22 protein-coding genes and 1 pseudogene are annotated in these 23540 nt (G+C 71.2%); 21 read left to right on the top strand and 2 right to left on the bottom strand.

All coding sequences use genetic code 11. The annotated features are described in order from the left end of the window. Window positions 1-74: 74 nt before the first annotated feature. From argC to QE392_RS14850, 19 genes and pseudogenes are all read left to right on the top strand, one after another. Window positions 75-1124: an N-acetyl-gamma-glutamyl-phosphate reductase gene (gene argC / locus QE392_RS14940; protein ID WP_307453122.1), complete on the top strand. Its 1050-nt coding sequence runs from the start codon at window positions 75-77 to the stop codon at window positions 1122-1124. Further along, window positions 1121-2278: a bifunctional glutamate N-acetyltransferase/amino-acid acetyltransferase ArgJ gene (gene argJ / locus QE392_RS14935; protein WP_307453120.1), complete on the top strand. Its 1158-nt coding sequence runs from the start codon at window positions 1121-1123 to the stop codon at window positions 2276-2278. The genes argC and argJ overlap by 4 nt, the downstream gene beginning before the upstream one ends. Further along, a complete protein-coding gene (gene argB, locus QE392_RS14930) occupies window positions 2275-3177 on the top strand; it encodes an acetylglutamate kinase (protein WP_307453117.1) in 903 nt (300 codons plus the stop codon). Before argJ ends, argB begins: the two co-directional genes overlap by 4 nt. Further along, window positions 3174-4421 carry an acetylornithine transaminase gene (locus QE392_RS14925; RefSeq protein ID WP_307453115.1) on the top strand — a complete coding sequence of 416 codons (1248 nt, stop codon included), beginning with the start codon at window positions 3174-3176 and terminating at the stop codon, window positions 4419-4421. Before argB ends, QE392_RS14925 begins: the two co-directional genes overlap by 4 nt. Further along, window positions 4418-5341, top strand: coding sequence for an ornithine carbamoyltransferase (gene argF / locus QE392_RS14920; RefSeq protein ID WP_307453113.1), 924 nt, complete (start codon window positions 4418-4420; stop codon window positions 5339-5341). The genes QE392_RS14925 and argF overlap by 4 nt, the downstream gene beginning before the upstream one ends. Continuing rightward, on the top strand, window positions 5320-6474 hold the full coding sequence (locus QE392_RS14915) for a heparan-alpha-glucosaminide N-acetyltransferase domain-containing protein (RefSeq protein ID WP_307453110.1): 1155 nt from the start codon (window positions 5320-5322) through the stop codon (window positions 6472-6474). The genes argF and QE392_RS14915 overlap by 22 nt, the downstream gene beginning before the upstream one ends. A gap of 9 nt (window positions 6475-6483) precedes the next feature. Next, complete coding sequence (gene argH / locus QE392_RS14910) at window positions 6484-7914, top strand: argininosuccinate lyase (RefSeq protein ID WP_307453108.1); 1431 nt, start codon at window positions 6484-6486, stop codon at window positions 7912-7914. Between the two features lie 51 nt (window positions 7915-7965). Then, window positions 7966-8613: a SatD family protein gene (locus tag QE392_RS14905; protein ID WP_307453105.1), complete on the top strand. Its 648-nt coding sequence runs from the start codon at window positions 7966-7968 to the stop codon at window positions 8611-8613. Next, on the top strand, window positions 8610-9320 hold the full coding sequence (locus QE392_RS14900; protein ID WP_307453103.1) for a hypothetical protein: 711 nt from the start codon (window positions 8610-8612) through the stop codon (window positions 9318-9320). Before QE392_RS14905 ends, QE392_RS14900 begins: the two co-directional genes overlap by 4 nt. A gap of 183 nt (window positions 9321-9503) precedes the next feature. Continuing rightward, on the top strand, window positions 9504-10817 hold the full coding sequence (gene tyrS, locus QE392_RS14895; RefSeq protein ID WP_307453101.1) for a tyrosine--tRNA ligase: 1314 nt from the start codon (window positions 9504-9506) through the stop codon (window positions 10815-10817). 1 nt (window position 10818) lies between these two features. Continuing rightward, window positions 10819-11622 carry a DUF4184 family protein gene (locus tag QE392_RS14890; protein WP_307453099.1) on the top strand — a complete coding sequence of 268 codons (804 nt, stop codon included), beginning with the start codon at window positions 10819-10821 and terminating at the stop codon, window positions 11620-11622. Window positions 11623-12312: 690 nt separating this feature from the next. Next, a complete protein-coding gene (locus QE392_RS14885; protein ID WP_307453097.1) occupies window positions 12313-13215 on the top strand; it encodes a ParA family protein in 903 nt (300 codons plus the stop codon). Window positions 13216-13561: 346 nt separating this feature from the next. Further along, on the top strand, window positions 13562-14380 hold the full coding sequence (locus QE392_RS14880) for a segregation and condensation protein A (protein ID WP_307454161.1): 819 nt from the start codon (window positions 13562-13564) through the stop codon (window positions 14378-14380). Then, window positions 14370-15029, top strand: a complete 660-nt coding sequence (scpB, locus tag QE392_RS14875; RefSeq protein WP_307453094.1) for an SMC-Scp complex subunit ScpB — start codon at window positions 14370-14372, stop codon at window positions 15027-15029. The genes QE392_RS14880 and scpB overlap by 11 nt, the downstream gene beginning before the upstream one ends. Further along, a complete protein-coding gene (locus QE392_RS14870) occupies window positions 15026-15850 on the top strand; it encodes a pseudouridine synthase (protein WP_307453091.1) in 825 nt (274 codons plus the stop codon). Before scpB ends, QE392_RS14870 begins: the two co-directional genes overlap by 4 nt. A gap of 55 nt (window positions 15851-15905) precedes the next feature. Beyond that, entirely contained in the window at window positions 15906-17039 is a 1134-nt protein-coding gene (locus QE392_RS14865) for a prephenate dehydrogenase (RefSeq protein ID WP_307453089.1), read from the top strand. Next, on the top strand, window positions 17032-17757 hold the full coding sequence (gene cmk / locus QE392_RS14860; RefSeq protein WP_307453087.1) for a (d)CMP kinase: 726 nt from the start codon (window positions 17032-17034) through the stop codon (window positions 17755-17757). Before QE392_RS14865 ends, cmk begins: the two co-directional genes overlap by 8 nt. Next, window positions 17747-19270, top strand: a complete 1524-nt coding sequence (gene der / locus QE392_RS14855; protein ID WP_307453085.1) for a ribosome biogenesis GTPase Der — start codon at window positions 17747-17749, stop codon at window positions 19268-19270. Before cmk ends, der begins: the two co-directional genes overlap by 11 nt. A 492-nt stretch (window positions 19271-19762) precedes the next feature. After that, window positions 19763-20212 (top strand): annotated as a pseudogene (locus QE392_RS14850) (DUF805 domain-containing protein). A gap of 290 nt (window positions 20213-20502) precedes the next feature. Here QE392_RS14850 and QE392_RS14845 read toward each other — a convergent pair. Beyond that, window positions 20503-20916 carry a GNAT family N-acetyltransferase gene (locus QE392_RS14845; RefSeq protein WP_307453083.1) on the bottom strand — a complete coding sequence of 138 codons (414 nt, stop codon included), beginning with the start codon at window positions 20914-20916 and terminating at the stop codon, window positions 20503-20505. Between the two features lie 223 nt (window positions 20917-21139). On the opposite strand from QE392_RS14845, the gene QE392_RS14840 reads away from it, so the two are divergent. Both QE392_RS14840 and QE392_RS14835 read left to right on the top strand, forming a co-directional pair. After that, entirely contained in the window at window positions 21140-21577 is a 438-nt protein-coding gene (locus QE392_RS14840; RefSeq protein WP_307453081.1) for a DUF805 domain-containing protein, read from the top strand. A gap of 200 nt (window positions 21578-21777) precedes the next feature. Next, window positions 21778-22680, top strand: coding sequence for an NUDIX domain-containing protein (locus QE392_RS14835; RefSeq protein WP_307453079.1), 903 nt, complete (start codon window positions 21778-21780; stop codon window positions 22678-22680). Between the two features lie 350 nt (window positions 22681-23030). On the opposite strand, the gene QE392_RS14830 is transcribed toward QE392_RS14835, so the two are convergent. Next, the gene (locus tag QE392_RS14830; RefSeq protein ID WP_307453077.1) at window positions 23031-23414 is read right to left on the bottom strand and encodes an RNA-binding S4 domain-containing protein; all 384 of its coding nucleotides are present in this window, start codon (window positions 23412-23414) and stop codon (window positions 23031-23033) included. Between the last annotated feature and the right edge of the window lie 126 nt (window positions 23415-23540).

Below are 23540 nucleotides of genomic sequence, written 5' to 3'. Positions count from 1 at the left end.
ACGGTCGGGCATGCGGGCGTCGCCGCCCCGGTTCACGCTGATTCAGCACACGCCCCGACTCCTAAGGTAGAAACATGACCCTCTCGGTCGCCGTCTCCGGCGCTTCCGGCTATGCGGGCGGCGAGATCCTGCGCCTGCTCGCCGCACACCCCGACATCGAGGTGCGCACGGTCACCGCGCATTCCAGCGCCGGCCAGCCCCTCGTCGCCCATCAGCCGCACCTGCGCTCGCTCGCGCACCTCGAATTGCAGGCCACGACGCCCGAGGTGCTCGCCGGGCACGATGTGGTCTTCCTCGCCCTCCCGCACGGGCAGTCGGCGCAGTACACCGACGCCCTGGCCGACACCCCGCTCGTCATCGATGCCGGCGCCGATCACCGGCTCACCTCGCCCGAGGATTGGGCGGCCTTCTACGGCGGCGACCACCCCGAGCCGTGGGCGTACGGGGTGCCGGAGCTCACGGTCGACGGCGTCAAGCAGCGCGAGCACCTTCGCGGCGCGGCGCGCATCGCCGCACCGGGATGCAACGCCTCGACGGTCGCGTTGTCGCTCGCGCCGGGTGTCGCCGCGGGCGTCATCGACGCGGGCGACATCGTCTCGGTGCTCGCCGTCGGCCCGAGCGGTGCGGGAAAGGCCGCGAAGACGAACCTGCTCGCGAGCGAGATCCTCGGCACGGCGAACCCGTATGCCGTCGGCGGTACACATCGGCACATCCCCGAGATCCGTCAGGCGCTCGTCGGCGCAGGTGCCCCGGCGGACGGCATCCGGATCTCCTTCACGCCGGTCCTCGTCCCGATGTCGCGGGGCATCCTCGCCACCTCGAGCGCTCCCATCCGGAGCGGGGCGACGGATGCCGAGATCCGCGCCGCGTGGGAGGCCGCGTACGCCGACGAGCCCTTCGTCGAACTGCTGCCCGCGGGCGTGTTCCCGCGCACCGCCGACGTGCTCGGGGCGAACATCGCCTCGCTGGGCCTCGCGATCGACCGGGCGGCGAACCGCGTGGTCGTCGTCGCCGCCGTCGACAACCTCGTCAAGGGCACGGCGGGCGCCGCCGTGCAGTCCATGAACATCGCGCTGGGTCTCGCCGAGACCACCGCCCTTCCCGTGAACGGAGTCGCCCCGTGAGTGTGACCGCCCCCGCCGGATTCGAAGCGGCCGGTGTCGCCGTGGGCCTGAAGTCGACCGGCGCGCGTGACGTCGCCGTCGTCGTCAACCGCGGACCGCTCAAGGTCGCCGCCGCCGTCTTCACTTCGAACCGCGCCAAGGCGAACCCGATCATCTGGTCGGAGCAGGTGGTGAAGGACGGCGTCGTCGAGGCGATCGTGCTCAACTCCGGCGGTGCGAACTGCTTCACCGGTTCGTTCGGTTTCCAGACCACGCACCAGACCGCCGAACGTGCCGCCGAGCTGCTGGGCGTCGGGGCGGGTGACGTCGTCGTGTGCTCGACGGGGCTCATCGGCACCGGCGACGAGGAGTTCCGGGCGAAAGTCCTCGCGGGTGTCGAGCAGGGCGTGGCGACCCTGTCGCCCGAGGGCGGTGACGAGGCGTCGCTCGCGATCATGACCACCGACTCCAAGCCCAAACGCGCCGTGCACACCGGCGACGGCTGGTCGATCGGCGGCATGGCCAAGGGCGCCGGCATGCTCGCCCCGGGTCTGGCGACGATGCTCGTCGTCATCACCACCGACGCGGTGCTCGATGCCGCCGAGGCCGACGCGGCGCTGCGCGCGGCCACCCGGGTGAGCTTCGACCGGCTCGACTCCGACGGCTGCATGTCGACCAACGACCAGGTGACGTTGATGGCGAGCGGTGCCAGCGGCATCCATCCGGATGCCGAGGACTTCCGCGCGGCCCTCATCGCGGTCTGCGACGACCTCGCCGCGCAGCTCCAGGGCGACGCCGAGGGCTCGAGCCACGACATCACCATCCGCGTGACCAACGCCGCCGACGAGGACGACGCGGTCGAGGTGGGTCGCTCCATCGCGCGGAACAACCTCTTCAAGGCCGCGATCTTCGGCAACGACCCCAACTGGGGCCGGGTCCTCGCGGCCATCGGCACGACGGATGCGGAATTCGACCCCTACGACGTCGACGTCTGGATGAACGGCGTGCGCGTGTGCACGGCCGGCGGCCCCGACCGCCCCCGTGAAGACGTCGACCTCACGCCGCGCGCGACCGACCTCGTCGTCGACCTGCGCGTCGGTCAGGCGTCGGCCACCATCCGCACGAACGACCTCACGCACGAGTACGTCCACGAGAACAGCGCCTATTCCTCATGAGCGACATCGATATCCAGGACACCGATCCCACCGAGGCCAGCGAACGGGCGATCACGCTCGTCGAGTCGCTGCCGTGGGTGCGCAAGTATCGCGACCAGGTCGTGGTGGTGAAGTATGGCGGCAACGCCATGGTCAGTGACGAACTGCAGGACGCGTTCGCCGCCGACATCGCCTACCTGCGCTACGTCGGGGTCAAGCCCGTCGTCGTGCACGGCGGCGGCCCGCAGATCTCGTCGATGCTGAACCGGCTCGACATCCCGAGCGAGTTCCGCGGTGGCTACCGCGTCACCTCGACGGAGGCCATCGGCGTTGTCCGCATGGTGCTGACCGGGCAGATCAACCCGCAGCTGGTGGCGAAGGTCAACACGCACGGGCCGCTGGCGACGGGGTTGAGCGGCGAGGACGCCGGACTCTTCGGCGGACGTCGGCGCGGCGTCCTCATCGACGGCGTCGAGCACGACCTTGGTCGCGTCGGTGACGTCGTGACGGTCGACCCGCAGCCCGTGCTCGATCATCTCGCCGCCGGCCGTGTGCCCATCGTGTCGAGCATCGCGCCCGACCTGGACAACCCCGGCACCTCGTTGAACGTCAACGCGGATGCCGCGGCGGCGGCGCTGGCGGTCGCCTTGAAGGCGCGCAAGCTCGTCGTGCTGACGGATGTGCCCGGCCTGTACGCCGACTGGCCCAACCGCGACTCCCTCGTGTCGCACCTGACGTCGACCGAGCTGCGCGCGATGCTGCCGAAGCTGGAGTCGGGCATGATCCCCAAGATGCAGGCGTGCCTCGATGCCGTCGACGGGGGAGTGCCCGCCGCGGCCATCATCGACGGACGCGTGCCGCACTCGGTACTCGTCGAACTGTTCACCAACAAGGGAATCGGAACGGAGGTGGTCGCGTGAACGCGGACACGACTCAGGAACCCGCGGCCGAGCGCGCCGCCTGGCAGGACGACGCCGGACGCGACCTCGTCCGCAGCTTCGGCGACCGCATGGCGTTGTTCGTCCGCGGTGAGGGCGCCTTCGTGTGGGACGTCGACGGGAAGGAATACCTCGACTTCCTCGCCGGGATCGCCGTGAACGCCCTGGGCCACGCCCACCCGGTGTTCGTCGAGGCCCTGACCGCCCAGGCATCCACGCTCTCGCACGTGTCGAACTACTTCGCCACCCCGCCGCAGCTGGCGATGGCCGCGCGCCTCAAGCGCCTCGCCGGAACCGGGGAGTCGGGCCGGGTGTACTTCGGCAACTCCGGCGCCGAGGCGAACGAGGCCGCATTGAAGCTCGCGCGTCTGCACGGTCGCGGGACCGACCGCACGCGCGTGCTGACGCTGAAGGGCGGCTTCCACGGCCGCACCATGGGCGCGCTCGCCCTCACCGGCAAGCCCGCGCTGCAGGCCGACTTCCTGCCGATGGTCCCGGGCGTCGAGCACATCGACGCCACGATCGAGGCGCTCGAGGCCGCGATGGACGACCGCGTCGCCGCCCTGCTCGTCGAACCCATCCAGGGCGAGGCCGGCGTGGTCGAGCTGCCCGAGGGGTACCTGCAGGCCGCGCGCGAGGTCACCGCCCGCCACGGCGCGCTGCTCATCGTCGACGAGATCCAGACGGGCGCAGGCCGCACCGGCGCCTGGTTCGCCTTCCAGCACGCCGGCATCACGCCTGACGCGATCACCGTGGCCAAGGGCATCGGCGGCGGCTTCCCGATCGGGGCGCTCATCACCTTCGGCGCCGCGAGCGACCTGTTCTTCCCGGGTACCCACGGATCGACCTTCGGCGGGAACGCCCTGGGTACGGCCGTCGGTGGCGCGGTGCTGCAGGAGATCGAGTCGGCGGGCCTCGTCGAGAACGCCGCCCGTCGCGAGGCGCAGCTGCGCGAGGGCATCGCCGCGCTGGGATCGCCGCTGGTCGGCGGCGTCCGCGGCCGCGGCCTGCTGCTGGGCATCGGGCTCAGCAGCCCCGTCGCCAAGGCCGTCGTGGCCGCCGCGCAAGAGCACGGCCTCGTCGTCAACGCCGCGAACGACGACACCATTCGCATCGCGCCGCCGCTGACGATCGGGGATGCCGAGGTGGCTCGGTTCCTCGAGCTGTTCGGCGCCGCGCTCGCCACCGTCTCCGATGCCCTCATCCTCGAAGGAGCCCCCGCGTGACCCGCCACCTGCTGCGTGACGACGACCTGACCCCGGCCGAGCAGGCCGAGATCCTCGACCTCGCCATCGAGCTGAAGAAGGACCGCTGGGCGCAGAAGCCGCTGGAAGGTCCCCAGACCGTCGCGGTGATCTTCGACAAGTCGTCCACCCGCACGCGCGTCTCGTTCGCCGTCGGCATCGCCGATCTCGGCGGCTCGCCGCTGATCATCTCGACGGCCAACAGCCAGCTCGGCGGCAAGGAGACCCCCTCCGACACCGCACGGGTGCTCGAGCGCCAGGTCGCCGCGATCGTGTGGCGCACCTACGCGCAGGCGGGGCTGGAGGAGATGGCGCGCGGCACCCGGGTGCCCGTGGTCAACGCGCTCAGCGACGATTTCCACCCGTGCCAGCTGCTCGCCGACCTGCTGACGATCCGCGAGCACAAGGGCGAGCTGAAGGGGCTGACGCTGTCGTTCTTCGGCGACGGGCAGAGCAATATGGCGCACTCCTACGTGCTCGCCGGCGTCACCGCGGGCATGCACGTGCGCGTCGCCGCTCCCACCGATTACACGCCGCGCGCCGATGTGATCGCGGATGCCGAGCGCATCGCCGCCGAGACCGGCGGGTCGATCTCGCTCACCGATGACCCCGAGGCCGCGGCATCCGGAGCCGACGTCGTGGTCACCGACACCTGGGTGTCGATGGGCAAGGAGGAGGAGAAGATCGCGCGCATCCGCGACCTGGGCGGGTTCAAGGTCACCACCGACCTCATGACCCGCGCGGCCTCCGACGCCATCTTCATCCACTGCCTGCCCGCCGATCGCGGATACGAGGTGGACGCCGAGGTGATCGACGGACCGCAGAGTGTCGTGTGGGATGAGGCTGAGAACCGACTCCACGCCCAGAAGGCGCTGCTGGTGTGGCTGCTGCGTCAGCAGTGACCTCCTCGCCGATCGGTCGGGCCTGGGCACGTTTCGACGGCCCGGGCCGGCTGGTCGGCATCGACCTCGCGCGCGGTCTCGCCGTGCTCGGGATGCTGGCCGCGCACCTGCTCGACACGGAACGCCGTCTCACCATCGACCCCGAGACCTGGGTCACGCTGGTGAACGGCCGGTCGTCGATCCTGTTCGCCACTCTCGCGGGCGTCTCGATCGCCCTGGTGACGGGAGGACCCCGGCCGCTTGCGCCGGAGCGTCGTCCTCGCGCTGCGGCGCGCTTGGCCCTGCGCGGGGCGCTGCTGTGGGTGATCGGGATGCTGCTGGTGGCCACCGGCGTGCCGGTGTACGTCATCCTCCCCGCCTACGCGCTGCTGTTCGTGCTGGCCCTGCCGTTCCTCGGGATGCGGTCGCGGGTGCTGTTCGCGACGGCCGGCGCGCTGGCGCTGGTGATGCCGTGGATCCAGCCGGTGCTCGACGCCGCCCCCCTGTGGGCCGGGCGGGCGGGCGCGGAGATCGACGCGGCGCTCGGCTGGCATTACCCGTTCACCGTCTGGATCGCGTATCTGCTGGCGGGCATGGGCGTGGGGCGGCTGGATCTGCGGCGGGTGGAGGTGCAGGGCGCTCTCGTCATGGTGGGTGGGGCGCTCGTGCTCCTCGGCTACGGCGCGGCCCTCTTCACGGCGCCGGCCGCGGCCGGCAATCGCTACCTGGCGGCCGTGCTGACGGCGGAGGATCACTCGCAGGGGCTGTGGGAAGTGGTCGGCTCGGGCGGGTTCGCTCTCGTGGTGATCGGCGTGTGCCTGCTGCTGTGCCGCACCCCGCTGCGGTGGGCGGCCGTGCCGCTGCGGGCGGTGGGTTCGATGCCGCTCACGGCGTACGTGCTGCAGCTCGTGGTGTGGGCCATCGTCGCGCTCGCCCTGCTTGGCGACACGGCCGACCTCTTCGGCATCCGAGAGGCGGGGCTGTTCGGGCCTCTCACCGTGGGCCTCGTCATCGGGTGCACGGCCTGGGCGCTCACCCTCGGGCGTGGGCCGCTCGAGTGGGTGATCGATACCGTGGTGCGTCTCGTCGTCGGGCGGGACCGGGATGCCGATACCCCGGCTCCTGGCTCCGGCGGTGTCGGCGGCCCTCGGTAGGCTGGACGCATGAGTCACGAGAACGGTCAGTCGACGAACGAGGGCGCTCTGTGGGGCGCCCGTTTCTCGGGCGGACCGTCTCCCGAACTGGCGGCGCTGAGCCGCTCGACGCACTTCGACTGGGATCTGGCCCTCTACGACATCGCCGGCTCCCACGCGCACGCCGCCGCCCTCGAGGCCGCGGGGTATCTCTCGGCCGACGAGGCGAAGACCATGCACGACGGGCTCGACGAGCTCGCCGCGCGCGTGCGCGACGGCTCCCTGGTCGCCGCCCCCGGCGACGAAGACGTGCACGGCGCCCTCGAGCGCGTGCTCATCGAGACGGTGGGTGCGGCGGTGGGCGGCAAGCTCCGCGCCGGTCGCAGCCGCAACGATCAGATCGCCACCCTCGTGCGGCTGTACCTGCTCGATCACGCCCGCACCATCACGCGCGAGGTCCTCCGCCTCATCGACGCCCTCGTGGCCCAGGCGGAGGCGCACGAGAGCGCGATCATGCCGGGCCGCACGCACCTGCAGCACGCCCAGCCCGTGCTGCTCGCCCACCACCTGCAGGCCTACGGCTGGGCGTTCACCCGCGGTATCGAGCGCCTTCGCGACTGGTCGGCGCGCGCGTCGGTCTCGCCGTACGGCGGCGGCGCCCTGGCCGGAGCCACCCTCGGCCTCGACCCGCAGCTCGTGGCCGACCACCTGGGCCTCGCCCGTCCCGCCGAGAACTCCCTCGACGGCACCGCCTCGCGCGACGTGGTCGCCGAGTTCGCGTTCATCACCGCGATGATCGGCGTCGACCTGTCGCGCCTGTCCGAAGACATCATCCTGTGGAACACGCGCGAATTCGGTTTCGTCACGCTCGACGACGCGTACTCGACCGGGTCGAGCATCATGCCGCAGAAGAAGAACCCCGACATCGCCGAGCTGGCGCGCGGCAAGGCGGGGCGTCTGATCGGCAATCTGTCGGGCCTGCTCGCGACCCTGAAGGGGTTGCCGTTGGCCTACAACCGCGACCTGCAGGAAGACAAGGAGCCGGTGTTCGACTCCGTGCGGACCCTGGAACTCGTGCTCCCGGCGTTCTCGGGAATGGTCGCGACACTGCGGTTCCACACCGACCGCATGGCCGAGCTGGCCCCGCAGGGCTTCTCGCTGGCCACGGACGTCGCCGAGTGGCTCGTCCGCCAGGGTGTCGCCTTCCGCGACGCGCACGAGATCTCGGGCGCGCTGGTGCGGGCCTGCGAGGAGCGCGAGATCGGCCTCGAAGACGCCGATGACGCCCTCCTGGCATCCGTCTCCCCGTCGCTCACGCCCGCGGTGCGCGAGGTTCTCACGATCGAGGGTTCGGTCGCCAGCCGCACGGGCGCGGGCGGCACGGCCCCGGACCGCGTGCGCGAGCAGCGCGAAGACCTCGTGACGCGGGCGCAGGCGGCGGCCCGTACGTTGATCGCCTGAGTATCAGTTTTTCGCTTATCAAACGCTCATGATAAGCGATATGCTTATGCCATGACCATAGTCGTCATCGCCGACATCGTCGCCTCCCGGCGTCTCGACGATCGCGCCGAGGCGCAGCATCGCCTCGCCGGGGCGATCGCCCAGGTCGACGCCGATCTGCCGATCGCCACGCAGTCGCTGACGGCCACGGTCGGCGACGAGCTGCAGGGGGAGTACGCCCGCCTCGACGATGCCCTCGCCTCTCTGCTCCTGCTGAGACTCGCCCTCCCCGGCGACATCGACTGCCGTTTCGGTGTGGGCGTCGGCGAGGTCCGTCCCATCGCCCTCGACGACCGGACGGTGCCCGAGGGCCCGGCATGGTGGGCCGCCCGCACCGCCGTCGAGGCCGTCGAGCAGATGCAGCAGCGCGCCGCGCCGTTCGCCCGCACGTGGATCGCCGCCGCCGAGGGGGAGGATGCCGCCATGGTCGATACCGTCGCCGTCGCCAACGCCTATCTCCTCACGCGGGATCAGCTCGTGTCGGCGATGAGCGAGCGGACGCGCCGGCTCACCGCCGGGCGCTGCCTGGGGCGCTCGCAGCGCGAGCTGGCCGAGAGCGAGGGCATCAGCCAGTCGGCGGTGTCGCAGGCGCTGGCGTCGGCCGGGTCCGCGGCGATCGTCGAGGGTTTCGCGGTGCTCCTGCGCAGGGCGCGCACATGATCGCCGCGGGCCTGCTCCTGCTCGCCGTCGGCACGGTCGACCTGGTGCGCCAGATGATCCGGACGCGCCGCTGGGTCGCGTTCGCGGTCGCCGCGGTCGTGCTCGTCGTCGCGGCAGCGGGCCTGGATGCCGTCGTCGCGGGCGTGCTCGCCGTCGCGGTCGCGGCCATCTGGGTCGGGGTCGTCCCCGAGCAGGGCCCCGCCCGTGCGGGACTCTGGCCGGTCGCTCTCCTCGCGCTCGCCGCAGCCGCATCCGTGGTGATCGCTCCCGGCCGGGCGCGTCCCGGCATCCTGGGTGAGTTGTGGGCGTCGTATCGACCGGGCGAGACCGTGTCGGCCGATGCGGTGGTGCTCGTGATCGGATGCCTGGTGTTCCTGCTCGAATCCGGCAACGCCGTGGTGCGCATCGCGCTGCGCTCGGAGATGGGCACCCGCGAGACACCCGACGAGACCGCGGCCCCGACGCTCAAGGGCGGCCGGCTCATTGGGCCGCTCGAGCGCATCCTCGTGTTCGCCCTGACGCTGGCGGGTGCCTACACGCTCATCGCGGCGGTGCTCGCGGCGAAGGGCATCGTGCGTTTTCCCGAGATCTCACGCGACGGAGACGGCGGTGACCGCGCGGAGTACTTCCTCATCGGCAGCCTCGTCAGCTGGGTGACTGCGCTGGCGGCGGCGTTCCTGGTGTCGTGGGGGATCGCCCCGGGTTGACGCGGCACGAAGGCTCACCGCGCAGCGTGTCCGGAGCAAGGCGCGGGCGAACCGGCCCGTCGCGGCCGGGTCGAACCGAACCGTGGCGTGCGGCTGACCAGACCCTCGCAGCAGGGGTTCGTCCGCGCGTCGGCCGAGGCCGCGGCATCCGGGCCCCGAGAACCCCGCTGATACCCTGAACCGGTGTCTGCACCGATCGACGCGGCGCCCGTGAGCGCCCTCACCCCCGCCAACGACCCGACCTTCGACAACGTCTGGGACGAGCTGGTGTATCGCGGGCTGGTGCACGTGTCGACCGACGAGGGCGAGCTGCGCGAGCTCCTCGGCGGCGACCCGATCGTCTTCTACTGCGGCTTCGACCCGACCGCGCCGAGCCTGCACCTGGGCAACCTCGTGCAGCTGCTCACGATGCGTCGCCTGCAGCTGGCCGGGCATCGCCCACTCGGGCTGGTCGGCGGTTCGACGGGCCTGATCGGCGACCCGCGTCCGACGGCCGAGCGCACGCTCAACACCCGCGAGACCGTCGAGGAGTGGGTCGGCAAGCTCCGCGCCCAGGTCGAGCGCTTCCTGAGCTTCGACGGCGACAGCGCCGCGCGCATCGTCAACAACCTCGACTGGACGGCGCCGATGAGCGCCATCGATTTCCTGCGCGAGATCGGCAAGCACTTCCGCGTCGGCACGATGCTGAAGAAGGACGCCGTGAGCGCGCGTCTCAACTCCGAGGCCGGCATCAGCTACACCGAGTTCAGCTACCAGATCCTGCAAGGCATGGACTACCTCGAGCTGTACCGCCAGTACGGCTGCGTGCTGCAGACCGGCGGCAGCGACCAGTGGGGCAACCTCACCAGCGGCACCGACCTCGTGCGCAAGGTCGAGGGCACGTCGGTGCACGCGATCGGCACACCGCTGATCACCAACAGCGACGGTACGAAGTTCGGCAAGAGTGAGGGCAACGCGATCTGGCTAGATGCCGAGATGTGCAGCCCGTGGGTGATGTACCAGTTCTGGCTCAACACCGACGACCGTGACGTGATCGAGCGCCTCAAGGTGTTCACGTTCCTCACGCGCGCCGAGATCGAGGAGTACGAGGCCCTCGTCGAGGCCGAGCCGTTCCGCCGCGCGGCGCAGAAGCGTCTCGCCCGCGAGGTGCTGACGACCGTGCACGGGCCCGAGGCGACCGAGGCGGTCATCGCCGCGACCGAGGCGCTCTTCGGCCAGGGCGATGTGACGTCTCTGGATGCCGACGTGCTGCGCAGCGCGCTCGAGGAGCTGCCGCACGCGACGCTCGCCCCCGGGTCCACCGTCGTCGAGGCGCTGACCTCCACCGGCCTGTCGAGCAGCCTCAGCGATGCCCGCCGCGCGATCGCGCAGGGCGGCGTCTCGCTCGACGGTGAGAAGGTCACGAGCGACGACCAGGTCGTCGAGGGGACTCTCCCTGGGGGCGTCTCGGTCCTGCGCCGCGGCAAGAAGACGCTGGCGGGGCTGTTCCTCCGCTGACATGCCGTTCACCGTCAGCCACGCGGTCGTCGCGCTGCCGTTCCTGCGGACGCCGCTGGTGCCGGCGGCCATCGCGATCGGGGCGATGACGCCCGACCTTCCCCTCTTCCTGCGCGGGATCGTGCCCCCGTACGCGGTGACGCACGATCTCGCGTGGTTGCCGGTGACGGTGGTCATGGCGTTCGCGCTGCTGCTGGTGTGGCGGTGCATCCTGCGTCCGGCGACGCGGGAGGTGATGCCCCGGGCGGTCGCCGACCGCCTGCCGGGGGAGTGGGATGCCGGAGCCCTCGCGGCCTGGCGCGAGAGCGTCGGCGGGGGAGTCGTCGGCATCCTGTGGCTCGTGCTGTCGCTCGCGCTCGGGGTGGTCACGCACGTCGCGTGGGACTTCTTCACGCACGAGGGACGTGCGGGCGAGGCGCTGCTTCCGGCACTGGAGGAGCCGTGGGGCCCGCTGCCGGGGGTGAAGTGGCTGCAGTACGGCTCGGGGGTGCTCGGCCTCGCGGGGCTCGCGCTGTTCGGGCTGTGGTGGCTGTCACGGCGGCGGCCGCGGCCGGTCGATCGGGTGCTTCCGGATGCCGTGCGGGCGGTGTGGTGGCTCTCGCTCCCGCTCGTGCTCGGCGGGGCGACGCTCGTGGCGCTCGCCGTCGAGGGCGGGTTCGGCCCCGACTACACGCCGACGCACCTGGTCTATGGCGTGCTGGTGAAGGTCGCCGCCGCGTGGGGCGTGGCGACGCTCGCTCTCGCGCTGTTCGTGCAGGTGCGGCGCCGTCGGCGCTCGGTCGGCGATTCGCGCGAAGTCCGCTGAGCCTCGCCGCTCGGCGGGTGGTTGGGTGCGTGCGTGAACTCGGCGATTCGCGCGAAGTCCGCTGAGCCTCGCCACTCGGCGGGTGGTTGGGTGCGTGCGTGAGGTCGGGGATGCGCGCAATGTCGGTTGGTCTCGGGGGTTTGGGGCTGAGGTTGTGCGCATCGCGGAGGTTGTGTGCGCGGCGGGGGCGTGTTGTGGGCCGGCTCGGCGGGTTCGGGGAGTCTCGGCGGGTGGTTCGGCGCGTGCGTGAACTCGGCGATGCGCGCAATGTCGGTTGGTCTCGGGGGTTTCGGGCTGAGGTTGTGCGCATCGCGGAGGTTGTGTGCGCGGCGGGGGCGTGTTGTGGGCCGGCTCGGCGGGTTCGGGGGGTCTCGGCGGGTGGTTCGGCGCGTGCGTGAACTCGGCGATTCACGCGAAGTCCGCTGAGCCTCGCCGCCCGGCGGGTGCTTCGGCGTGTGCGTGAAGTCGGCGATGCGCGCAATGTCGGTTGGTCTCGGGGGTTTCGGGCTGAGGTTGTGCGCATCGCGGAGGTTGTGTTCGGGGTGGGGGGCGTGTTGAGGGCTCGCTCGGCGGGCTCGAGCACCTTGTCGGGTGACCCGGCGCGGGGGACCGGATGCGGGGGAACCGGATGCGGGGACCCGCGGGTCACGCCGGGCGGCGGACCGGGCGGCGGTTAGACTCGACGACGTTATGACGAAGGCGGGAGTATCGGTGTCGGCGAGCACGAAGGGCACGAAGACGGGCGCAGACGAGGTCATCCTCGGCCCCACCGGACGCCCCTACCAGGGGTTCCCCACCCCCAAGCCGCTCGACGGACACGGGCCCGCCCGCATCATCGCGCTGTGCAACCAGAAGGGCGGCGTCGGCAAGACGACGACCACCATCAACCTGGCCGCCTCCCTCGCCGGCTACGGCCGTCGCGTGCTCGCGATCGACTTCGACCCGCAGGGCGCACTGTCGGCGGGTCTCGGCATCCAGACGCACGACGCCGCCACCATCTACGACCTCCTCCTCGACACCAAGCGCGACCCGCACGAGGTCATCGTGGAGACGCGGGTCGAGGGGCTCGACGTCATCCCGGCGAACATCGACCTGTCGGCGGCCGAGGTGCACCTCGTCAACGAGGTCGCGCGCGAGACGATCCTGGCGCGGGTGCTGCGCAAGGTCGCGTCCGATTACGACGTCATCCTCATCGACTGCCAGCCCTCGTTGGGCCTGCTGACCGTCAATGCCCTCACCGCGGCGCACGGCGTGCTGATCCCGCTCGAGTGCGAGTTCTTCGCCCTGCGTGGTGTCGCGCTGCTGGTCGAGACGATCGACAAGGTGCGCGACCGCCTCAATCCCGCGATCGAGCTCGACGGCGTGCTCGCCACGATGTACGACCCCCGTACGCTGCACTCGCGCGAGGTGCTCGAGCGCGTGGTGGAGGCATTCGGCGACGACGTGCTCGAGACGGTCATCGGTCGCACGGTGAAGTTCCCGGATGCCTCGGTGTCGGGCATGCCGATCACGGAGTTCGCGCCCGAGCACGCCGCCGCGCAGGCCTACCTGCGGCTGGCGCGGGAGCTGGTCGCCCGTGGCGCCGTCGCCTGACGACACCCTCGCCGACACGCCGGTCGGCGTGTCCATCGAAGCGGCCGGTTCCGGGGGCTTCGACGAGCTCAGCCCCCTCGGGTCCGAGGCCTTCGAGCCGCAGTCGGTCCCTGAGCCGCAGTCGGTCCCTGAGCCTGTCGAAGGGTCCGACTCCCCGAGCCCCGGGGGCTTCGACAAGCTCAGCCCCCTCGGGTCCGAGGCCTTCGAGCCGCAGTCGGTCCCTGAGCCGCAGTCGGTCCCTGAGCCTGTCGAAGGGTCCGACTCCCCGAGCCCCGGGGGCTTCGACAAGCTCAGCCCCCTCGGGTCCGAGGCCTTCGAGCCGCAGTCGGTCCCTGAGCCGGAGTCGATCCCTGAGCCTGTCGAAGGGTCCGGCGCCCCGAGCCCCGCGGGCTTCCGCGTCACGCTTCCCGTCTTCGACGGCCCGTTCGACCTGCTGCTCACCCTCATCTCGCGCGCCGAGCTCGACATCACCGAGGTCGCGCTCAGCCGTGTGACCGACGAATTCATCGCGTATCTGCGCCTGATGGGGCCGGACGGCGACCTCGACGAGGCGTCCGAGTTCCTCGTCGTGGCGGCGACGCTGCTCGACATGAAGATCGCCGGGCTCCTGCCGCAGGGCGAGCTGGTGGATGCCGAGTCGGTGGCGCTGCTGGAGGCCCGCGACCTGCTGTTCGCCCGCCTGCTGCAGTACCGGGCGTTCAAGGAGGTGTCGGCGTGGTTCGCCCGCTGCCTGCAGCGCGAAGACAAGCGGCACACCCGCACCGTGCGGCTCGACGAGAAGTACCGCAGCGCCGTGCCGGAGCTGAAGTGGACGCTCAGCGCCGACGACTTCGCCGCCCTCGCGGTCGTCGCCCTGTCTCCGAAGCAGATCCCCACGGTCGGGCTCGACCACCTGCATGCGCCGCTCGTGAGCATCCGCGAGCAGGCCGCGATCGTCGTGACGCTGCTGCGCTCGGCGGGCACCCTGAACTTCCGCGACCTCGTCGCCGGCGTGAGCGAGACGGGGGTCGTCGTCGCGCGGTTCCTGTCGATCCTCGAGCTCTACCGCCACGCGGCGCTGTCGTTCGAACAGCTCGAACCGTTGGGGGAGCTGACCCTGCGCTGGACCGCCGAGAGGTGGTCGGATGAGAACCTCGCCGCCCTCGGAGCCGACTATGACCGCTGACACCCCTCCCACGTCCGATGTGCCGTCGGCGGACACCCCCGTGCCCGTCGCCGTGGTGCAGACCGCCGAGCGCGCCCCGCGCCCGAGCGATGCGGCATCCGTGGCCCGTCGCCTCGAGGCGATCCTCCTCGTCGTCGACGAGCCGCAGAGCCTCGTGAGCCTGGCCGCTGCGGTGGCCGCGCCCGTGCCGGCCGTGCGTCAGGCCATCGAGGGTCTCGTCGCCGATTACGACGGTCAGACCGGGGGTCCCGTCCGCGGTTTCGAGTTGCGCGAGGTCGGCGGCGGCTGGCGTCTGTACGTCCGCGAGGAGTACGACGACGTGGTCGGCGAGTTCGTCACCACGCAGGCGCCCTCGCGCTTGTCGCAGGCGGCGCTGGAGACCCTGGCGGTCATCGCGTACAAGCAGCCCGTCACGCGGGGGCAGGTGGCATCCATCCGCGCGGTGAACGTCGACTCGGTCGTCCGCACGCTGCTCGCCCGCGGGCTGATCACCGAGGTGTTCACCGACCCCGATACGGGCGCCATCCACTACGGCACCACCGACCAGTTGCTGGTGCACCTCGGCATCAACTCGCTCGATGAGCTGCCGCACATCTCGCCGTTGCTCGACGACGGCTCGGACGGATTCGACGGAGAGGTTTTGAGATGAGTGACGCTTCGACAGGCTCAGCGACCGGGGGCGCAGGCTCAGCGACCGGGGGCGGGGGCTCAGCGACCGGGGATGCCGAGGGCGTCCGCCTGCAGAAGGTGCTGGCGAACGCCGGGGTGGCGTCGCGCCGCGTCTCCGAGCAGATGATCGTCGAGGGGCGCGTGCGGGTGAACGGCGTCGTGGTCACCGAACTGGGCTCGCGCATCGACCCGGAGCGCGACCTCGTCGACGTCGACGGCACCGCCATCCAGCTCGACTCCTCGAAGCGCTACGTCATCCTGAACAAGCCCACCGGCGTCGTGAGCTCGATGAGCGACGACCGTGGCCGCCCCGACCTGCGCCGCTACACGAAGGACTGGGACGAGCGCCTGTTCAACGTCGGACGACTGGATGCCGACACCTCGGGCCTTCTCGTGCTGACCAACGACGGCGACCTCGCGCACGTGCTCGCGCACCCGAAGTTCGGGGTGACCAAGGTGTACATCGCCAAGGTCGAGGGCCAGGTGCTGCCGCAGACGATCCAGCGCCTGCTCAAGGGCGTGGAGCTCGAGGACGGACGGATCGCGGCCGACAAGGCGCGCCTGCTCGACTCGTCGCGCGGCGAGAGCCTGGTGGAGCTGACGCTGCACTCGGGCAAGAACCGGATCGTGCGCCGCATGATGGCGGAGGTCGGCCATCCGGTGGTCGAGCTCGTGCGGCGGCAGTTCGGCCCCCTTCACCTGGGAACACTCCCGGTGGGCAAGGCGCGCGAGTTGACTACAGTAGAACGCGGTGCCCTGCTCACGCTGTCTCGTCGAGACGGCGACACTCCGGCGGAGTGAGCCTCGCGGGCACGTCGCGGCGGTCCAGGCGCCGCCCAGGGCAGCAGGAGACCCGATGAGCGAACCGAACGGAACGTCCGCGCGCGCGGCCGGGCCTTTGGCGACCCGCACGAGCGGGACGGTGCGCATCGTCGGCTCGGGACTGCTCGGCGCGAGCATCGGGCACGCTCTCACGGCGCTCGGCGTCGACGTCGTGCTCGTCGACGCCTCGCCCTCGCAGCTGCGCCTCGCGATCGACTACGGTGCCGGCCGTGCCGAGCGCCCTGACGACAGCCCGTCGCTCATCGTGGTGGCCGTTCCGCCCGACGTCACGGCCGACGTCGTGCAGCGCGAGCTCGAGGCGTTCCCGGATGCCGTCGTCACCGACGTCGCGAGCGTGAAGCTGGAGCCGCTGCGCACCCTGCGCGGCCGCGGCGTCGACCTCACGCACTACATCGGCTCGCACCCCATGGCCGGGCGTGAGCGCGGGGGAGCGATCTCGGCCCGCGCCGACATCTTCGTCGGGCGTCCGTGGGTCGTCTGCCGCGACGGCGAGACCTCGGCGCACGACCTGTCGCTGGTGGAGGGCCTCGCCCTCGACCTCGGTGCCACGCTCATCGAGATGACCCCTGAGGAGCACGACGAGTCGGTCGCGCTCATGTCGCACGTGCCGCAGCTCGTGGCGAGCCTGCTCGCCGGGCGCTTCGTGGAGGCCCCCGACGGCTCGCTCCGTCTCGCGGGGCAGGGGGTGCGCGACACCACCCGCATCGCGGCATCCGCCCCGGAGCTCTGGGTACAGATCCTCGGCGCGAACGCGGCGCCCGTGGTCGACGTGCTCGACCGCCTCGCCGCCGACCTCTCCGATGTCGCCGATGCGCTGCGCGACCCCGACGTGCCGGGCGCCCGCCGCGCGGTCGCCGACACCATCCGCCGTGGCAACGAGGGCGTCGAGCGCCTGCCCGGCAAGCACGGCCAGAACCGCCGTTTCGACAGCTTCGTCGTCATGGTCGACGACACCTCCGGCCAGCTGGGCCGCCTCTTCGGCGAGCTCGGCGACCTCGACGTCAACGTCGAAGACCTGCGCCTCGAGCACTCGCCCGGAGCACCGTTCGGTCTCGCCGAGATCAGCGTCGTTCCCGACGCCGTCCGGCGTGCCGTCGACGGACTTCAGCAGCGCGGATGGCGGATTGCGAGCACCACCCATGACTGAGTCCACCCCCGCCGCCACCACTCCCGCCGTCGCGGAGTCCACGCCCGTGGTCATCGCCCTGGACGGACCCGCCGGGAGCGGCAAGTCGAGCGTCTCGAAGGCCACGGCCGGCCGTCTCGGCTACGGCTTCCTCGACACGGGAGCTGCGTACCGCGCGCTCGCCTGGCACGCGCTCGAACACGGGGTCGACACCTCGGACTCCACCGCCGTGCTCGAGGTCTTCGGCGACTTCCACTACGCCATCTCGCTCGACACCGACGACCGATGGGTGCGCGTCGGCGACGTCGACGTGACCACCGCGATCCGCGAGCCGCGCGTGACCGACGCCGTGAGCGGCGTGGCCCGCGTCGCCCCGGTGCGCAAGGCGGTGAACGAGCTGTTCCGCCGGCTCGTGGCATCCTCGGGTCTTCGCGGTGTGGTGGTCGAGGGTCGCGACATCACCACGGTCGTCTACCCCGACGCTCCCGTGCGCATCCTGCTGACGGCAGCTCCCGAGGTGCGGGCCGCGCGCCGCAGCAAAGAGCTCACGAACCAGGATGCCGCGAAGGTCGCCGCCGCCCTCCACAAGCGCGACGCCGCCGATTCCACGGTCGTCGATTTCCTGACCGCCGCCCCCGGTGTGCAGGTGGTCGATTCGACCCACCTTGATTTCGAACAGACCGTCGACGCCGTCTTGAGCGTCGTCGACTCCACGATGGGAGCCCGCGATGGGCGTTGAAGACGAGTACGAAGGCGGGCCCGACCAGCTCGCCGAGAAGATGGCCGAGCTCGACGAGGTTCTGGCCGAGCAGCGCGCGCAGGCGCTGCGCGCGGGGCTCGAGGACTTCGACCTCGACGAGGAGGATGCCGAGCTGCTCGCCGGCCTCGCGTCGGGCGAGGGCGCGATCGAGTTCCTGCCGGCGCTGCCGGTGGTCGCGATCGTCGGTCGCCCGAACGTCGGCAAGTCGGCGCTCGTGAACCGCATCCTCGGTCGCCGTGAGGCCGTCGTGGAAGACACCCCCGGCGTCACCCGCGACCGCGTGACCTACAAGGCCGAGTGGCTCGACCGCCGCTTCTCGCTGGTCGACACCGGCGGCTGGGAGCCCGACGCGCGCGGCATCGACCGCTCCGTCGCGGCCCAGGCCGAGGTCGCCATCGACCTGGCCGACATCGTGCTCTTCGTGGTGGATGCCACGGTGGGCGCCACCTCGACCGACGAGCACGTCGTGCGACTGCTGCGCAAGAGCAAGAAGCCGGTGTTCCTTGTCGCCAACAAGGTGGACGACGCCCGCCAGGAGCCCGAGGCGACGGCCCTGTGGAACCTCGGCCTCGGCGAGCCGCACCCGGTCTCGGCCATCCACGGCCGTGGCGTGGCCGACCTGCTCGACGAGATCATGAAGGTGCTGCCGGAGGTCTCGGCGGTGGCGAAGTACGAGATCGGCGGCCCGCGCCGCGTGGCGATCCTCGGCCGCCCGAACGTCGGCAAGTCGTCGCTGCTCAACAAGGCGGCGGGCGAGGAGCGCGTCGTCGTCAACGAGCTCGCCGGCACCACCCGCGACCCCGTCGACGAGGTCGTCGAGCTCGGCGGCAAGCTCTGGACGCTGGTCGACACCGCCGGCATCCGTCGTCGCGTGCACCTGTCGCAGGGCGCCGACTTCTACGCCTCCCTCCGCACCTCGACGGCGCTGGAGAAGAGCGAGGTCGCGGTCGTCGTGCTCGACGTGTCGCAGCCCATCAGCGTGCAAGACCTCAACATCATCGACCTCGTGCTCGAGTCGGGTCGCGCTCTCGTGCTGGCGTTCAACAAGTGGGACCGCCTGAACGACGACGACATGGAGAACCAGGACCGTCGCCGCTACCTCGAGCGCGAGATCGAGCAGGATCTCGCGCACGTCGCGTGGGCTCCGCGCGTGAACATCTCGGCCCGCACCGGCCGCCACCTCGACAAGCTCGTGCCGGCGCTCGAGCAGGCGCTCGAGTCGTGGGACACCCGCATCCCGACCGGCAAGTTCAACGCCTTCCTGTCGGAGCTCGTCGCCGAGCACCCGCACCCGCTCCGCGGCGGCAAGCAGCCCCGCATCCTGTTCGGCACGCAGGCGGCGACGCGTCCGCCCACATTCGTGCTGTTCACGACCGGGTTCCTCGACCCGGGCTACCGCCGGTTCATCCAGCGGCGTCTGCGCGAGATCTACGGCTTCGAGGGCTCGCCGATCGTGCTGAACATGCGCATCCGCGAGAAGCGCCAGCGCTGACGTCGGCCGCGACGAACGCCCCGGTCCCCTGTGGGGGTCGGGGCGTTTTGCGTGGGTCATCGGGGTGGGGTGTGGGCGTGGGACGCGGATGTGTGCGCGGGCGAGGGGCGTGGCGGGGTGTTGCCCTGGGGTGGTGGGTGTTGCCGTGGGGCTGGTGTTGCCGTGGCGCGGGTGTTGCCGAGGGGCCGGTGTTGCCGAGGGGTGGCGTCACGACCTCAGCGATACGCGCGATCTCGGCGCGTTCGGCCTGGATGCCGCTGATCCGGCGCGGATCGCTGAGGTTGTGCCTGCGCCGGGCCGGCGGCGAGGTGTCGTCTCGAGTGGGTTGCCCGCGGTTGCACGGCCCGCGGGGAGGTGGTTCGTGACGGGGAGCGTCGGTTATCCACAGGCGGCGCGACACTTCGAGCGCGGGAAGTCGCGGAGTCGCTACGTTATGGCCGCACCAGCGCCCGCCGGTGTTCGATCCACTCGCCACGTGTCAGGAGGACACACATGACGCAGCTCCAGAGCGCCGTGCCACTCGATCAGCCCTACTACGGGGCGCCGCTGAGCGCGGCCGTCCAGCGCTTCTTCCGGAAGTACTTCACATCCCACGGGCGGGCCAGCCGCAGTGAGTACTGGTGGTGGGCGCTCGTCAACGCCATCGTCATGGCTGCACTCGGCACTGCTCTGCTGGTGCTGGTCTCAGCGGGGCGGACCGTCGATGGAGCCGGCGCCGCGACCGCGCCGTCGGATGCCGGATCCGTCCTCTCCCTGCTCTATCTCGCCTGAATTGTCGCGACCATCGTGCCCGGTCTCACGCTGACAGAGCGTCGCCTGCACGATGCGAACAAGAGTGGACTCTGGCTCCTCATGGTCTTCGTCCCGATCGTCGGCTCGATCATCCTGCTCGTCTTCGTGCTGCTTCCCTCCGATCCGCGGGGCGCACGCTTCGACGCCTGACCCGGTCGCACGAACGCCCTTGCCCTCGTGGGGCCGGCGTTTGAGCGTTCCGGCGTTCGTATGTTCCGGCGTTCGTACGTTCCGGTGTTCGTGCGTTCCGGCGTTCCGGTGTTCTGCCGGGACGCCGGGCGCCCCGGGCCCAACGGCGGAGCGGAGGATACCGACGTTCGCCGTCTCGGCCCCGGGATCGCTCCTCGCCGACACGACAGCTGCAGGGTGCAGGCTGGCGTCAGCGAGGGGCGATCCCGGCGAACCGCGCGGGCGCTCGGCATCCCGCGCCCGCCCCCGGCTCAGACGCCGGTCGCGGGGCGGACCAGCGCCGTGCGGTCGGGCTCGGCGAAGCCGAAGCGGCGATACAGTCCGTGCGCGTCGCTCGTGAACAGCGTCCAGCGGAAGTGGGGTCCGGGGCCCTCGTCGATCATGCGCGAGACGATCCGCGTGCCCAAACCGTTCCCGCGGTACGCGTCGAGCACGAACACGTCCGCCAGGTACGCGAACGACACACCGTCGGACACGGCGCGAGCGAAGCCCACGAGCTCGCCGGTGTCGACGCGGTAGGCACCCACGACGCGCCATGCGCTGTCGAGTTGCGCCTCGACGTCGGCGCGGGTGCGCCACCGCGCCCAGTACGCACTGGTGCTCAGCCACTGCCAGACCGCGTCGCGGTCGACCCGGGCCGGGTCGTCGTCGAGTTCGAACGTCATCCGTCCAGTCTTGCGCGTCGGAAGGGTACTCTTCCCCGGCCGGGGGCACTCTGGCCGGCGTCGCACCGATCTTGGCGGGTGCGGCGACCTGGACGGTCGTGCCTCGGCGGCGGGGGATCGGGTTCAGCGCCCGCGCGCAAGAGGGCCCCGAGCGACGGCCGCGTCGGTACTGTTCCCTCGACGGAGCCGCCGCGGCATCCGGGATTCGCACGGGAGACACGCCATGACGCACGTCGCACCGCCCCTCGACCAGCCGTACTACGCAGCCCCGCCCGGTGCGGCCGTGCGCCGCGTCTTCGCGAAGTACGCCACCTTCAGCGGCCGCGCGAGCCGCAGCGAGTACTGGTGGTGGGTTCTCTTCGCCGCCGTCGTCGGCACGGTGCTGAATGCGCTGCCGACGCTCACCGACGGCGTGCGGATCGAGCCGAACGGATCGCTGACGGTCACGGGTCCCCTCGGCATCATCCTGACCTTCGTGTGGGTCATCTGGGTCGTGGCGACCATCGTGCCGACGATCGCCGTGCTCGTGCGGCGGCTCCACGACGCCGATCGCAGCGGCTGGTGGGTGCTCGTCGGGGTGGTGCCGGTGATCGGCATCCTGGTTCTGGTCTTGTTCACGGTGCTCGGGCCGAATCCGCGCGGCGCGCGGTTCGACCGCTGATACCCGCCGCCCCTTGGCCGTGGCGGGTCGCGCGGGGATGCAGCCGCTGGTCTCTCCTCCTCGCTGTCGCGAGACGCGCGGGGTGGAGCCGCTGGTCTCTCATCCTCGTCGCTCTCGCGAGACGTACGGTGTCGAGGACGTGCGGCAGTGTGTGACGCGGAACCGGCCGGGTGTCGTCGGTCTGTGCCAGGCTGGAGACGATGACCATCGAACCTCCCGCCCCGGGTGAACCGCGGCGTCCGCACGGGCCCCGCGATCCCGGTGACGCGTGGGTCGTCGCGCCCACCGGTGAGAAGTACTGGGGTCTTTTCGGCGCGGCAGGGCTGCTGGCGGTCGACTCCGAGCGCGGCGTGCTGCTCCAGCACCGGGTGTCGTGGAGCCACTTCGGCGACACGTGGGCGTTGCCCGGCGGGGCGCGGCACGAGGGGGAGTCGGCGCGCGACGGAGCGCTGCGCGAGTCGGCCGAGGAGGCCGGTGTCCCCGTGGATGCCGTTCAGCCGCACTTCGAGAGCGTCCTCGACCTCGGCATCTGGTCGTATACGACCCTCGTCGCCGATGTCACGATCCCCTTCGAGCCGGTGATCAGCGACCCCGAGAGCGTGGCGCTGGCGTGGGTGCCCGTCGACGAGGTCGAGGACCTTCCGCTGCATCCGGGGTTCGCTGTGGCGTGGCCGTCGTTGCGGCAGGCCCTGTCCACGCGGCCGGCGATCGTCGTCGACGTCGCCAACGTGATGGGTTCGGTTCCCGACGGGTGGTGGAACGACCGGGCGGGTGCGGCCGAGCGACTGCTGACGCGTCTGTCGGCGCTGGCTCACGGGGGAGTGGATGCCGAGCAGCTCGACCTTCCGGCGACGCGGTGGTTCCCCTTCATCGGCGCTGTCCTCGAGGGCGAGGCCCGGGACGCGGACGTGCACCACGACCTGGTCGCCGTGTGGCGAGCCAGCGGTTCGGGGGATGACGAGATCGTGCGCGTCACCGAGAAGCATGTCGGTTCGTTCAGCCCGGTCGTCGTCGTAACCAGCGATCGGGGACTTGCCGCGCGCGTCGAGGCGCTCGGGGCGCGGGTGCGCGGGGCGCGCTGGTTGCGGGATCAGCTGGGGTGAGGCCCCTCCACGGGCGGGACTCGCCGCGCGGGTGCGCCTCGGTGGCTGTGTTCGACCGGTGATGTGCGCAGACGCAGTCGGGATTGTCTGTTTCGGGCAGAGGTTGTGCGGATCGCTGAGGTTGGGCGCGTCGGTGGTGTGGTTCGCGTGGTGCGGGCCGCGCGTTGCCGTTTGCGTCGGCTGAGTGATCTGCGCCGGCTCGGTGGGGATCGGGGCGTTTCGGGCTGAGGCTGTGCGGGTCGTTCGGGTTGTCTGCGGATGCGTGTGTGCAGGCAGCCGGCGAGCGTAAATGCTGGCGCGTGACGTCACCGCCAGGCCGGCAAGGTCGCATCGCGTACTCGCGCGAGGGGTCAGTCCAGCTCGCGGCCGCGGAGTTTCTCGATCTCGCGGCGGTCGCGCTTCGTGGGGCGCCCGGCGCCGCGGTCGCGGACGGGCACGAACGGCATGCTCTCCTTCGAGGGCGGCGGGGGAGTGCGGTCTTCCGCCGCTTCGGCGACGAGCGCGGCCCCGACGCGCTTGGCGATCGTCTTCCTCACGATCAGGATGCGATCGAAGCCCTGGATCCGTACCCTCAGCTCATCGCCCGGTCGCACGGGCTGCGCCGCTTTCGCGCGTTCGCCGTTGACGCGCACGTGGCCGGCGCGGCATGCGGTCGTCGCGGCCGACCGGGTCTTGTAGACGCGGATCGCCCACAGCCACGCGTCGACGCGGGCGGTGGTCGTGGCATCCGTCATCTCTGGTCCATCCTGAAGGCGAACCTCCATCGTAGGCAGGCGCCCCGAAGGTGCGTCTCTCCACCGGTCGCCGAGAGGTGTCGACGGGTGGGCAGGGAGATCCCTGCCACGTCAGCCGGGGTCGGC

Origin of the sequence: Microbacterium proteolyticum (assembly GCF_030818075.1) — a bacterium.
Taxonomy (GTDB): domain Bacteria; phylum Actinomycetota; class Actinomycetes; order Actinomycetales; family Microbacteriaceae; genus Microbacterium; species Microbacterium proteolyticum_A.
This window is presented reverse-complemented; position numbering and strand designations above follow the sequence as displayed.

What these genes read in the sequence shown, in the direction of transcription:
- scpB (WP_307453094.1), top strand. Translation starts at nt 14,370, where the DNA reads ATGACCGCTGACACCCCTCCCACGTCCGATGTGCCGTCGGCGGACACC.
- QE392_RS14890 (WP_307453099.1), top strand. Translation starts at nt 10,819, where the DNA reads ATGCCGTTCACCGTCAGCCACGCGGTCGTCGCGCTGCCGTTCCTGCGG.
- argC (WP_307453122.1), top strand. Translation starts at nt 75, where the DNA reads ATGACCCTCTCGGTCGCCGTCTCCGGCGCTTCCGGCTATGCGGGCGGC.
- QE392_RS14830 (WP_307453077.1), bottom strand. Translation starts at nt 23,414, where the DNA reads ATGACGGATGCCACGACCACCGCCCGCGTCGACGCGTGGCTGTGGGCG.
- argH (WP_307453108.1), top strand. Translation starts at nt 6,484, where the DNA reads ATGAGTCACGAGAACGGTCAGTCGACGAACGAGGGCGCTCTGTGGGGC.
- argB (WP_307453117.1), top strand. Translation starts at nt 2,275, where the DNA reads ATGAGCGACATCGATATCCAGGACACCGATCCCACCGAGGCCAGCGAA.
- QE392_RS14900 (WP_307453103.1), top strand. Translation starts at nt 8,610, where the DNA reads ATGATCGCCGCGGGCCTGCTCCTGCTCGCCGTCGGCACGGTCGACCTG.
- QE392_RS14870 (WP_307453091.1), top strand. Translation starts at nt 15,026, where the DNA reads ATGAGTGACGCTTCGACAGGCTCAGCGACCGGGGGCGCAGGCTCAGCG.
- cmk (WP_307453087.1), top strand. Translation starts at nt 17,032, where the DNA reads ATGACTGAGTCCACCCCCGCCGCCACCACTCCCGCCGTCGCGGAGTCC.
- QE392_RS14905 (WP_307453105.1), top strand. Translation starts at nt 7,966, where the DNA reads ATGACCATAGTCGTCATCGCCGACATCGTCGCCTCCCGGCGTCTCGAC.
- der (WP_307453085.1), top strand. Translation starts at nt 17,747, where the DNA reads ATGGGCGTTGAAGACGAGTACGAAGGCGGGCCCGACCAGCTCGCCGAG.
- QE392_RS14845 (WP_307453083.1), bottom strand. Translation starts at nt 20,916, where the DNA reads ATGACGTTCGAACTCGACGACGACCCGGCCCGGGTCGACCGCGACGCG.
- QE392_RS14885 (WP_307453097.1), top strand. Translation starts at nt 12,313, where the DNA reads ATGACGAAGGCGGGAGTATCGGTGTCGGCGAGCACGAAGGGCACGAAG.
- QE392_RS14835 (WP_307453079.1), top strand. Translation starts at nt 21,778, where the DNA reads ATGACCATCGAACCTCCCGCCCCGGGTGAACCGCGGCGTCCGCACGGG.
- QE392_RS14865 (WP_307453089.1), top strand. Translation starts at nt 15,906, where the DNA reads ATGAGCGAACCGAACGGAACGTCCGCGCGCGCGGCCGGGCCTTTGGCG.
- QE392_RS14840 (WP_307453081.1), top strand. Translation starts at nt 21,140, where the DNA reads ATGACGCACGTCGCACCGCCCCTCGACCAGCCGTACTACGCAGCCCCG.